The sequence below is a fragment of the Leptotrichia sp. oral taxon 879 str. F0557 genome (genome assembly GCF_000469385.1).
In the GTDB taxonomy this organism is placed as follows: Bacteria; Fusobacteriota; Fusobacteriia; order Fusobacteriales; family Leptotrichiaceae; genus Leptotrichia; species Leptotrichia mesophila.
The window spans coordinates 11,575-22,521 of the sequence record NZ_KI271324.1 but is presented as its reverse complement, the minus strand read 5'-3'; the positions used below and the strand labels follow the sequence as shown (position 1 = coordinate 22,521).

At 28.2% G+C, this 10,947-nt stretch carries 16 protein-coding genes; 1 reads left to right on the top strand and 15 read right to left on the bottom strand.

Annotated features, from left to right (window positions below; all coding sequences use genetic code 11):
- From HMPREF1552_RS05560 to HMPREF1552_RS05500, 13 genes are all read right to left on the bottom strand, one after another.
- A partial coding sequence (locus HMPREF1552_RS05560; protein ID WP_021744144.1) for a Fur family transcriptional regulator occupies nt 1-228 on the bottom strand: 228 nt, incomplete at its 3' end.
- 190 nt (nt 229-418) lie between these two features.
- Nucleotides 419-2,176: a cell wall metabolism sensor histidine kinase WalK gene (locus HMPREF1552_RS05555; protein WP_021744143.1), complete on the bottom strand. Its 1,758-nt coding sequence runs from the start codon at nt 2,174-2,176 to the stop codon at nt 419-421.
- Between the two features lies 1 nt (nt 2,177).
- A complete protein-coding gene (locus tag HMPREF1552_RS05550; protein ID WP_369750437.1) occupies nt 2,178-3,638 on the bottom strand; it encodes a subtype B tannase in 1,461 nt (486 codons plus the stop codon).
- A 349-nt stretch (nt 3,639-3,987) separates the two neighbouring features.
- On the bottom strand, nt 3,988-4,362 hold the full coding sequence (gene rplQ / locus HMPREF1552_RS05545; RefSeq protein WP_021744141.1) for a 50S ribosomal protein L17: 375 nt from the start codon (nt 4,360-4,362) through the stop codon (nt 3,988-3,990).
- A gap of 52 nt (nt 4,363-4,414) precedes the next feature.
- Nucleotides 4,415-5,389: a DNA-directed RNA polymerase subunit alpha gene (locus HMPREF1552_RS05540; RefSeq protein ID WP_021744140.1), complete on the bottom strand. Its 975-nt coding sequence runs from the start codon at nt 5,387-5,389 to the stop codon at nt 4,415-4,417.
- Nucleotides 5,390-5,419: 30 nt separating this feature from the next.
- A complete protein-coding gene (gene rpsD, locus HMPREF1552_RS05535; protein WP_021744139.1) occupies nt 5,420-6,007 on the bottom strand; it encodes a 30S ribosomal protein S4 in 588 nt (195 codons plus the stop codon).
- Between the two features lie 28 nt (nt 6,008-6,035).
- A complete protein-coding gene (gene rpsK / locus HMPREF1552_RS05530; RefSeq protein ID WP_015770205.1) occupies nt 6,036-6,425 on the bottom strand; it encodes a 30S ribosomal protein S11 in 390 nt (129 codons plus the stop codon).
- A gap of 31 nt (nt 6,426-6,456) precedes the next feature.
- Nucleotides 6,457-6,822 (bottom strand): 30S ribosomal protein S13, encoded by a 366-nt coding sequence (gene rpsM, locus HMPREF1552_RS05525; RefSeq protein WP_021744138.1) that lies wholly within the window; start codon nt 6,820-6,822, stop codon nt 6,457-6,459.
- 210 nt (nt 6,823-7,032) lie between these two features.
- A complete protein-coding gene (gene rpmJ / locus HMPREF1552_RS05520; protein WP_015770204.1) occupies nt 7,033-7,146 on the bottom strand; it encodes a 50S ribosomal protein L36 in 114 nt (37 codons plus the stop codon).
- Between the two features lie 21 nt (nt 7,147-7,167).
- Nucleotides 7,168-7,386 carry a translation initiation factor IF-1 gene (infA, locus tag HMPREF1552_RS05515; protein ID WP_006805851.1) on the bottom strand — a complete coding sequence of 73 codons (219 nt, stop codon included), beginning with the start codon at nt 7,384-7,386 and terminating at the stop codon, nt 7,168-7,170.
- A 184-nt stretch (nt 7,387-7,570) separates the two neighbouring features.
- Entirely contained in the window at nt 7,571-8,197 is a 627-nt protein-coding gene (locus HMPREF1552_RS05510) for a class I SAM-dependent methyltransferase (RefSeq protein WP_021744136.1), read from the bottom strand.
- Nucleotides 8,198-8,258: 61 nt separating this feature from the next.
- On the bottom strand, nt 8,259-8,660 hold the full coding sequence (locus HMPREF1552_RS05505; protein WP_021744135.1) for a hypothetical protein: 402 nt from the start codon (nt 8,658-8,660) through the stop codon (nt 8,259-8,261).
- On the bottom strand, nt 8,629-9,162 hold the full coding sequence (locus HMPREF1552_RS05500) for a hypothetical protein (protein ID WP_039901258.1): 534 nt from the start codon (nt 9,160-9,162) through the stop codon (nt 8,629-8,631). Before HMPREF1552_RS05500 ends, HMPREF1552_RS05505 begins: the two co-directional genes overlap by 32 nt.
- A 215-nt stretch (nt 9,163-9,377) precedes the next feature.
- Between HMPREF1552_RS05500 and HMPREF1552_RS05495 the strand changes: the two genes are divergently transcribed.
- Nucleotides 9,378-9,602 (top strand): heavy-metal-associated domain-containing protein, encoded by a 225-nt coding sequence (locus tag HMPREF1552_RS05495; protein WP_039901256.1) that lies wholly within the window; start codon nt 9,378-9,380, stop codon nt 9,600-9,602.
- 578 nt (nt 9,603-10,180) lie between these two features.
- On the opposite strand, the gene HMPREF1552_RS05490 is transcribed toward HMPREF1552_RS05495, so the two are convergent.
- Both HMPREF1552_RS05490 and HMPREF1552_RS12890 read right to left on the bottom strand, forming a co-directional pair.
- Entirely contained in the window at nt 10,181-10,672 is a 492-nt protein-coding gene (locus HMPREF1552_RS05490) for a tetratricopeptide repeat protein (protein ID WP_039901254.1), read from the bottom strand.
- A gap of 30 nt (nt 10,673-10,702) precedes the next feature.
- The gene (locus HMPREF1552_RS12890; RefSeq protein ID WP_021744131.1) at nt 10,703-10,825 is read right to left on the bottom strand and encodes a hypothetical protein; all 123 of its coding nucleotides are present in this window, start codon (nt 10,823-10,825) and stop codon (nt 10,703-10,705) included.
- Nucleotides 10,826-10,947: the final 122 nt, after the last annotated feature.

The following is a 10,947-nucleotide window of genomic DNA, read 5'->3' as shown; positions in this document are numbered from 1 at the left end:
TTCTTCAATAATAATTTCTTGAATAATATTATTACTGACAAATATATTTAATGTATTGTATACTGTAGTTTTTGATAAAGTAGGCATTTCAGGAGATAAATTTTGAAAAATATCATCAACTGTTGGATGTGTATGATGATCTAGTAGATATTGAAATATTTTCATTCTTTGTACTGAAGGTTTTATTCCATTTTTCTTTAAATAGTCACCAACGTTTTCTATATGCATACTTCCTCCTAATATTGTTTGTCATTTATATTTTAATTTCAATTGAATAATAAAAATAGATATATTGTTTGAGTAAGACAACTAACATTTATACTTACTTCTTTGTATCCATTACAATTTTATATCTTTTTCTAAATTTTGTCAATAAATTTATTTATTTTTAGTATCAAAGTTTATTTTTTCACTAGATTTATGTTATTTTTAAATTTTCATTTATAGGAATTAAAAAAGTAAAGACTGTTTTTATATATTGCTCACTTTCTACGATAATTTCAATATTATGTCGTATTGCAATTTCTTTTGCAATTGCAAGTCCTAGCCCCATTCCATTTTTATTTTCCTCGGTATTTGATTTATGATAGCGGTTAAAAATTTTTCCAATATTTTTAGAATCAATTCCTCTTCCGCTGTCACATATTTTAAGCTCATATTTATTATTCTCTTTTTTTAGCAAAATATCAACTTCCTGATTTTCATTAGAAAATTTTATTGCATTATCCAATACAATTATTATCATTTGTCGAATCCGCTGGTAATCCCCAACAAAAAGATACCTATCTTCTTCAATTGCATTTTCTAGAGAAAAATTTATTTTCACACCTTTTTTAGTTGAAATATTCTTCATGCTTCTAACGGCATCATTTATAATTTCAAATAAATTTATTGTGCTTTTATCAATAGAAAAATCTGTGTTTTGAAGTTTCGTCAAATCTATCAAGTCATTAACCAGTCTTTGTAAATGAATACTATCTGATAAAATTTGTTCATTATAATCCTTTAGCTGTTCGGGATCCTTTATAATTCCATCACAAATAGCTTCTATTGAACCACGAATCACTGTAATTGGAGTTCGCAGTTCGTGAGAAATATTTGCAATAAAATTTTGTCTCATTTTTTCAAAACGTTCACTTTCTTTCGAACTCTTATCTAGTTGAAGTGCCAGTTTATCAATACTTTTTGCAAGTTCTCCAATTTCGTCATTCTGATTTACCTGTGTTGTTACTTCATAATTTCCCTTTGCCAATTCTGTTGTTGTATTACGAATCTTATTAAGTGGCTTTGTAAAGCTGATAGAAAGCCAAACAGCACTGATACCCGCAAGGATTAGTGCAGCTAAAATACTAAAAACAAGTGTATAAATACCACTTTTTAATGCTGAAGACATATATTTTACTGGAGAATGAAGCAGTACGACTCCTTCAATCGTTTCACCATTTTTTATTGGAACTGCTACTGTTATTGAATTTTCATTTAAGTAATCATTAAAATTTTCTGTCGTAGTTGTTTCTCCAGAAATAGCTTTTTTAATAGTTTCTTCTGCATTTGGTGGTAATTTCAGATATGAAAACGGTTGTCCCTTTTCGTTTCTTCCCTGTACAATGTTTCCAGTTTTTGCATCCACTATCCAGACTTCTCCCATCGCAATATCCTCAATCATTCGCATACTTCTAAAAATTTTAACATTATTGTCCTTCTCATCCACGATTCTATGCCTATGAAAATGTTTTTCATCTAATAATTTTTTAGAATTTTTTTCTTCTGAACTTTTTTCAATTTCATCTTTTCTTATATCTTCAATAATATTATTTTCAAATGCCTTTCCATTTATATTTCCTACAATTTTAGGAACTTCCCTATTTGGCTTTAGAAATTTATTCTTATTTCTTTCTGGAGCATCATTTTTTCTTTCTACATCTAAATCTTTATCTACATTTTTTTCATCTCTATTCTCAAACCATATTTTAGACAAAGTTTCTGAAATCTTATAAGCTCTTTCAACTAAATCTTTCTTATGTAAACTAACAGTATTCTGAATATAAATATATCCAAAAATACTTCCAATTACAATAGAAAATAACAAAAGCGACAATCCAAAATATGAAAGTAGCTTTATAAAAATTTTGTTTTTAAATTTTATTCCTTTAAATTTTTTATTTTCTATTTTCACACTATCTTCCTTCTGCTACAACCTTATCCATCCAGCTAAATAACTCATCTAAATCATAATCTCCAGAATGTGGAGTTGCCCAAGGCGATGCAAAATCAACTTTTTTCCCAAGATTTTCGAGTTTTATAGCAAGTATCGCAGGTATTGCAAGTGAAGTATCCTTGTCAACCGCACCATGTCTTATTCTCCAGTATTTTACTTTCGAATTTGCAATGTAGTTCATTGGATTCATCATTTTTATGATTTTTTTATCAGCCATAGTTCCATTTACTGTCGAGTGTTCCAACATGTATTCCGTAAAATGCTTATTGTTCGTAGTTTCATCTCCAAACTCGTTATTTTCCCCTGTTGACAAATCTACATTGTCAAATGCCCCTGGCGTTTTTTGTCTACCCATATAAGCCACATATTTATCATAATCCAAATCTACAACTTTCCCATTTTTTATTGTTAAAAATTCAAATTCCGATAAATCAGTCCCTTTTTTCAAAGCAGTATTTGCAGAATCAATGTAATATTGCTTAATCTGCTCCTTAAAACTTCCATTTCCATTTTCATTCAATGTTAAAAGTTTCCCATTTTTACCTTTTAATTTTAAACTATTTAAATAGGCAGGAAACATTTTCTTCAAATCATTTGAACGTGAAATTTCATCATCAGTCAACGTACCCTCAGTGTATTTTCTTTCCACATTGTAATCTAACATTGAAATCTCTATCTTTTTATATGTCTTTACATCGTTAAACATCCATTCGTAAGCTGTATTCGCATTATCCAAGTTAGTTATTGGGCAATAAGCTGACACGGCATAAATATCATCTTTTGCATTTAATGCACCAATTTCCTTTAAATATGGCTCATAATCCCTATTATTACCAGTTGCACCAAGCAAAGCTGAAACTGCTCCTCCAGCACTTGTCCCATTGGAAATAATTCTATCGGCTCTTCCTGGCATTCTAGTATCATTATATCGTAAATATCTAACAGCTGCCTTCAAATCTACAATTACAGCAGGTGCCTTTCCAGTATACTTCCCATCTTTTTCCAAAGTTCTACCTCTAGCTCCAGGACTTGCCACAACATATCCATTTGACAATGCGACTAATGAAGCATCAGGTTTTCCATCTCTTCCATTTCCAGGCACTCCAGCCGCTCCAGGCATATATCCTCCGACTATATTTGGAAAAAATATTGGTGCGCTTTTTGCATTGTATTTTCTAACTGATTTATTTTTAAAATATTCTTCTGGAATATAGATATTTATAGTTTCATATGCAATATCAACTGGTTTTGCAACATAAACTATATTTTCATAAGCACGATAAGTAACAGTTTTTCCGTTAACAATAGCTGTTTTCGTCGTATAATTTTTATTTGCATCAAAATTTAAGTTGTACCCATTTTCTGTTTTATTTGTTATCATATCTTCGGTTATTTCTTTTTTATTCATAGGCGCTCCCATTTGTGGCTTTTTATCTTCATTTTTTTCTACACTTTTTTGAGTTTTGCTAAAATCTAAACTTTTCATAGTACATATCTCAGTAGCCATAACTGCTACTGAAATTAATAAACTCATTACAATCAATTTTTTCTTCATAATTTATCCTTTTCTTTTTGTAAAATATTAATACTAATAAGGTTTTATAGATTCAATTAATCCAGTATTTTACATTTTTTTTATATTTTTTAACAAGGGAGCAAAAATTCTTTTTTATTAAACAAATAAGATTTTACTTACTTTCTAAATAAGGATTAATATAAATAAAAAAGGACATAAGTATAAAACCTATGCCTTTTAACTATTATAATTATTATACTAATTCAATAATTGCTAATTCAGCTGAATCTCCACGTCTAACGGCAGTTTTGATGATTCTTGTATAACCACCATTTCTTTCAGCATATTTAGGTGCAATTTCATTAAAGATTTTTGCAACTGCTCCTTCATTTCTTAAAAATGCAAAAGCTTGTCTTCTCAAATGTACTCTTCTTGCTACATCAGTTGAATTATTATATTTTTTCCCTAAAGTAATTGCTTTTTCAGCAAACTTTCTTAATTCTTTAGCACGAGTTACTGTTGTTTCAATTTGCTCGTGTTCTACTAAAGAAATTGTCATATTTTTAAGCATAGCTAATCTATGATCAGTTCTTCTACCTAGTTTTCTATATGATTTATTATGATTCATTTTCCCTCCTCGTTTAAGATTTTATTCTAAATTCTAGTTTAATTTTATATGATTATTCATCACTACTTGTATTATCGTCTAAATCATAACCAAGTTCTTTCATTTTATCGATAATTTCATTTAACGATTTTTTTCCTAAATTTTTAATTTTCAATAATTCGTTATATGTCATTGAAGTTAAGTCCGAAATTGTATTTACTCCTGCTTTTTTCAAGCAATTATAAGAACGTACTGTAAAGTCAAGCTCTTCAATTTTCATATCTTCAATGTTATTTTCATTTTCAGCATCAGTTTCTGTTAATTCATCTTCACTATCTCTGTATTTACTCATACTGTTTCCAATATTTGTAAATGGTTCCAAATGCCAAGTTAATAATTCTACCGCATATGACAAAGCGTCTTTAATTTCAATACTTCCATCTGTCGCAATTTCCAAAATTAACTTGTCATAGTTTGTAACACGTCCAACCATAGTATCTTCAACACTATAATTTACTCTCTTGATAGGTGTATAAATTGCATCAACTGCCAAATATCCTATTGGCCATCCATCAGTATTAATTTCATCAGAAACTACAAAGCCTTCTCCAGAATCAACAAGAAATTCTATGTCAATCTGTCTATCAGTTGTAACAGTCATAATAACTTGTTCAGGATTTATAATTCTTAGCCCAGGTTCTACATGAATGTCTGCCGCTGTAATTACAGCCGGTCCTTTTACTGAAAGTGTCATTTTCTTTTCACCAGGCTCATCAGCTTCAACTACTATTTCCTTAACATTTAAAATAATATCTGTAACTGCTTCTTTTACACCTTCTATTGTAGAAAATTCGTTTAATACACCCTCAATTTTAATTCCTTTTATTGCAGTTCCTGGAATTGATGACAACAATATTCTTCTAAGTGCATTTCCAATAGTATTTCCGTATCCTCTATATAGAGGCTCTAGTGTGTACTTTGCTGTATAATTATCTTCTTTTTCTTCAGTTAATCTTACATTTTTAGCTATTTTTTCAATATTTAACAAGCTAATTCATCTCCTCCGATTAAAATATTATTATCTAGAGTAGAACTCGATAATCATCGCTTCGTCAACTTCAAAGTCAACTGCATCTCTTCCTGGATTTTCTAACACTTTAGCTGTCAAAGCTCCTTCTTCAAGTGATAACCATCCTGGAACTGTTTTTTGCCCAACATACTCTTTAATTAAAGCTAATTCTTTAGAATCTTCTTTAACTGTAATTACATCACCTTGTTTTACTCTGTATGATGCAATGTTTACTCTTTTTCCATTAATTAAAATATGTCCATGACTTACGATTTGTCTTGCTTGTCTTCTTGTAGCACCAAATCCTAATCTGTAAATTACGTTATCTAATCTTCTTTCAAGATATTGAAGTAAAAGTTCCCCTGTTACTCCTTCTTTTCTTGTTGCTTCTTCATATAATTTATAGAATTGTTTTTCCATTACTCCGTAAACGAATTTTACTTTTTGTTTTTCTCTTTGTTGTGTTCCATATTCAGTTAATTTTCTATTTGCATTTGGTCTAATATTTCTATTTGATTTTTTGTTTACCCCTAAAACAATAGGATCTAAACCAAGATTTCTACATCTTTTTAACACAGGCTGTCTATCTCTTGCCATTTATCTTTTTCCTCCTTAGTTTATAAAATTACGGTCTTCTCTTTTTAGGTGGTCTTGCACCATTATGAGGTACTGGAGTTATATCAACTATTCTTGTTACTTCTAATCCAGTAGCCTGTATTGATCTAATAGAAGCTTCTCTTCCAGATCCAGGTCCTTTTATTTTGATTTCGATTTGTTTCATACCATTTTCAATTGCAACTTGAGCTGCTTGTTCAGCTGCTATTTGAGCTGCGAACGGAGTTCCTTTTTTAGTTCCTTTGAACCCTGAAGTTCCTCCTGATTTCCAAATTACTACTTTACCTTCTGAATCTGTTATAGTAACAACAGTATTATTAAAAGTAGAATGTATATATGCGATTCCATTAGGAATATTTTTTAATTTTTTCTTTTTTGAAGTTGCTGGTCTTTTTGCCACTTATGGTTTCCTCCTTTAACTTAATAGTTTATTATTTTTTCTTAGCAATTGCCATTCTAACTGGCCCTTTTCTAGTTCTTGCATTTGTTTTTGTTTTTTGTCCTCTTACAGGTAATCCATTTCTATGTCTTAATCCTCTGTAACTCTTGATATCAAGCAGACGTTTGATGTTAAGTCTAATTTCTTTTCTTAACTCTCCTTCAATTTTGTACTCTTCCACAGCAGCTCTTAATTTTGCCACTTGTTCTTCTGTCAAATCTTTTACTTTAGTATCTCTGTCGATACCAGTTGCTCCTAAAATTTTGTTTGAAGTGCTTCTACCAATTCCAAAAATATAAGTTAAAGAAACTTCTACTCTTTTATTTCTTGGAATATCTACTCCTGCTATTCTAGCCAAATTTTTTTCCTCCTCGTTTTGATATTTTTAATCTTCTTCAATATGCCCTCACATATACAATATAAGGAATAAGCCCTACAGCTAAACATACCTTTACAATCTTTATTTAAATATCCATAGTATTTTTGTTTTTTATCTACAATATATTTTAATAAAAATGTTTTTAGGTTTATTAATCTGTTATTTTTTAAAATAAAAAATATTTTAAAACTATCCTTGTATTTGTTTATGTTTAGGGTTTTCGCATATTACTCTTACTTTTCCGTGACGTTTAACAATTTTACATTTGTCACAAATAGGTTTTACTGAAGCTTTTACTTTCACTAAAAACCCTCCTTCCAACTGTTATTTTTTTCTATATACAATTCTACCTCTTGACAAGTCATACGGAGAAACTTCCACCGTAACCTTATCTCCTGGCAAAATTTTTATATAGTTCATTCTCATTTTCCCTGAGATATGTCCTAAAACTTCGTGTCCATTTTCGAGCCTTACTTGAAACATCGCATTTGGTAATGCTTCGATTATTTCACCTTCCAGCTCAAGAACATCCTGTTTTGCCATAAATAATCACCTCGGATCCTTTCTATTATAACAAAAAAATAACTAAATGTCCAGTTTTTTTAACATTTTATTTTTATAAAAATAAAAAAAACAATATACATTTGATTATTTACCTTATCATAATACAGTATTTATCGTATTTTGTCAATTATTTTTTATTTTACAGTTATTTTTATGGATTTTTCTAATTTTTTACACTCCTAAAAATTCTATACCCCGCATTAATTTCCAGAGTTTCACAATTTCCGAAAATTTCCTCCAATTTTTTCTGTGTACTTTTTGCTCCGTGCTTTGTCTGAATTACACAATAAAATTCTCCATTTTTATTTAAATGCTCGAAACTTTGTTCATAAATTTGAAAAATTGTTTGCTTTCCAGCCCGAATTGGTGGATTGGATAAAATTACATCAAAATTTTCAGAAATATTATCAAATACAAAAGACTTTCTTACTTCAAAATTATCATTTTCATCTTTTACAACTCCATTTCTCAAAAGGTTTTCCCTTGTAAGCTCCAAAGCCCGCTCATTCACATCTGATGAAACAGTTCTAACATTTTCAAAAAAAGACTTTATAACAGCTGATACAACTCCGTATCCACAGCCAATATCCAGTATATCAAACTTTTGACTTTTTTTATCCAAATTTTCTCTTAAAAATACTTTCAGCATAACATCTGTTCCAAAATCTACCTTTGTCTTTGAAAATACCCCATTATCTGTTACAAACTCAAAATTTTTATTTTCTATTTCATATTTTATTATTTTTCTATCTGACTTTACTTCCTGTTTTTCTGAAAAGTAATGGCTCATTACCAATTTCCTCCTAATTTTCTATTTTTTATTCTAATGTTTATTTATCACTAAATTTCAATCATTCATAATACTCTCCTGCTGTATTATTAAAATCACTTTTACCTTTCAATACTTTTACTATATCCAAGAATAAATCTGTAAACGATGAATCAGTATACTGTACATTTTCTCTTATATATCTTATTTTTGTAACGCCATTTTTAATTTCATATACTCTTATTGGCTTATAATAAGCATATCTATCAGTTATATAAATTCTTGTTGTCTTTTTTTCATCTCCAACCAACTTCAAATAATTTTTAACTTGTTTAACCAGACTATTTAATCCTTCGCCGTTAACTGAATATTTTACTGAAATATCAATCACTTGATCAATTTCACCAGAAAATTCCCTTACATCAAAATCATCATCATACTGTTTTGGTTTTTTAAATTCTGTAATACTTACCGAATCTATCATAGGTAACTTTTTTTATTATTCTTTTCATTTCTTCCTTATCTTTTATCTTGGAAAAATATGAACTATATACAATATTACGTGGTTCCCAGTAATAAATTGTCATAAAATTGACAAACTTTACAGATTGAAAAAATATTAATATCATAAAAAAGATAGATTTCCACTTTCTTCTTTTTATTTCCTGAAAAATTAGTATTACCATCTGCACTACTAACAATAAAATCAAATAAGTGATAACAGCTATATTAAATCTTTTATTCAAATCCCTATAACTCGAATATTTTATAAAAAACATCATAAAACCGGCAATAAAACTTGTTATGTACTTATTGCCTTCCATTTTTATGCCATCTACGCAAATTAGAAAAAATATCCCTGTAATAATTACCAGCAGATATATTCCTGTAAGTTTTCCCGATTCCCCATTATTCAGCAACATAAAGAGTTTTCCCATTAATAGCAAATATCCCAAATACCAGTATGAAATACTTATTTTATTCATTATAAAATTCTCCCATTTTTTTCATTTTTACTATTATACCATATTTTTCACAGCTACATATCCATTTTTTATCTTACAAATATTTTTTCAAAATCATTGCATATACAAAACTTCTTGCATTCTTATAATTTTTTTTATATAATATATTTGACACAAAACTATTAATTTTAAATTTTGTGCCTTAATAAAAATAAAATTTTATGGAGGTTTTTAAAATGATAAAAAAACTTGTTGAAATAGAAGGAATGCACTGTGAAAACTGTGCTAAAAAAGTAGAAAATGTTTTATACGGACTGCCAGAAGTAGAAAGTGTAGAAGTAAACCTTTCTGATAAAAATGCAAAAATTATTTTAAATGAAGAAGTTGACGATTTGCTGATAGCGGATGTAATTAATAGTGCTGGGCATTATAAAGTGAAGGATGTTACAGAAATTTCTTAATCTTTTTTATTAACAATTTATTTACAAAAAATTAAAAATTTTTGTTTTAAATTTAGTTGATTTTTTTATTATAAAATGTTATAATAGATTTGTAAAGTAATAAAAACACGCATAACTATACACAAATCAAAAGAGAGCTAACCCCCAAAGTAAGCTCTCTTTTTTAGTTATTTCCAAAACTCTTGTATTAAAATTATTACTATCTGTAATAAAATTATAACTAAGATTTTTATTAATAACGTACGCATAACTATGACACCTCCTTTCTCAAGGATTGATAAAATTATAACATTTTTTATTATATTTGTATATCGTTTTTTATTTTTTTAATGAATATAAATTTTTTTTTAAAAAAAAAGATGATATTAAACAATTTTACTGTTCTTTATCATCTTTTAAATTCAAAAAACTTATCTCATTGTATCTCATATGCTAAACCGTAATCTCTCATTGCAATTTGTTTGGCTTCCCTAAAAGAAATTGCTTCGATATAAACTATTGTTTGTTTTCCTGTTTTTCTATCTTTTAATCTTATTGCATGTTTAATCATTTTAATTAAAACATTCCTTTCGATTTTTTTATTTAAAATGACGCTCTAATATATGTCTAGCTTCAACATTTCCAAGTTTCATTGCTTTTTCCAAATATTTTTTCGCTTTCTCATCATCACTATAATAATTTGAATAAAGTTTTGCTATGCATATTAATGCTTCTGTATTTTCAGTTTCTTTAAAACACTTGCTGTATAATTCTTTAGCTTTTTCATAATCTTGATAAATATCCTCATATAAATTTCCCAAATTATTATATGCAAAACTACATTTTTTATTTATTGCCATCAAATAATATTCTCCAGCTTTTTTATAATTTTTATTTCTATCATACAATACTCCAAGATTATTTATTGCCATATCATTACCAAGAATAGCAGATTTTTTAAAATATTCTAAAGATTTTTGATATTCTTTTTTATAAAATAACCTTTCTCCTAATTCATTCAATGCTTCCTTATCTGTTAAAGAAAGACTTTCTAATGCATCTATTGTCATTTGTTTATATTTCTTAATCAAAATTAACTTCCCCCTTTTTTCTTTCAATTTTTAAACTTGATACCAATCATGATATCCATCTGGCGACTTATGACATCCTCTACCACTAGGAGGATTCCATCCTGTTGTCGTTGTCATTCCACAATACGCACATCTATATCTTGTCGAAGCCATTTTTTCACCTCCTTTCAGTAATTTGTTATTTTAATTTCAAAATTCTTATACATATAATATCAAAGAATACTATAATTAAACCTTTAGATTAATCTTATTCTGTTTTTTTTTTTTTTTTTTTT

Excerpts from the sequence above, each read along its gene's own strand:
- infA (WP_006805851.1), bottom strand. The coding sequence starts at position 7,386 with ATGGCAAAACAGGATGTTCTTGAGCTGGAAGGTGAAATAATCGAAGCA.
- HMPREF1552_RS05510 (WP_021744136.1), bottom strand. The coding sequence starts at position 8,197 with ATGAGCCATTACTTTTCAGAAAAACAGGAAGTAAAGTCAGATAGAAAA.
- HMPREF1552_RS12890 (WP_021744131.1), bottom strand. The coding sequence starts at position 10,825 with ATGGCTTCGACAAGATATAGATGTGCGTATTGTGGAATGACAACGACA.
- HMPREF1552_RS05505 (WP_021744135.1), bottom strand. The coding sequence starts at position 8,660 with ATGATAGATTCGGTAAGTATTACAGAATTTAAAAAACCAAAACAGTAT.
- rpsD (WP_021744139.1), bottom strand. The coding sequence starts at position 6,007 with ATGGCAAGAGATAGACAGCCTGTGTTAAAAAGATGTAGAAATCTTGGT.
- rplQ (WP_021744141.1), bottom strand. The coding sequence starts at position 4,362 with ATGAATCATAATAAATCATATAGAAAACTAGGTAGAAGAACTGATCAT.
- HMPREF1552_RS05550 (WP_369750437.1), bottom strand. The coding sequence starts at position 3,638 with ATGGGAGCGCCTATGAATAAAAAAGAAATAACCGAAGATATGATAACA.
- HMPREF1552_RS05500 (WP_039901258.1), bottom strand. The coding sequence starts at position 9,162 with ATGAATAAAATAAGTATTTCATACTGGTATTTGGGATATTTGCTATTA.
- HMPREF1552_RS05495 (WP_039901256.1), top strand. The coding sequence starts at position 9,378 with ATGATAAAAAAACTTGTTGAAATAGAAGGAATGCACTGTGAAAACTGT.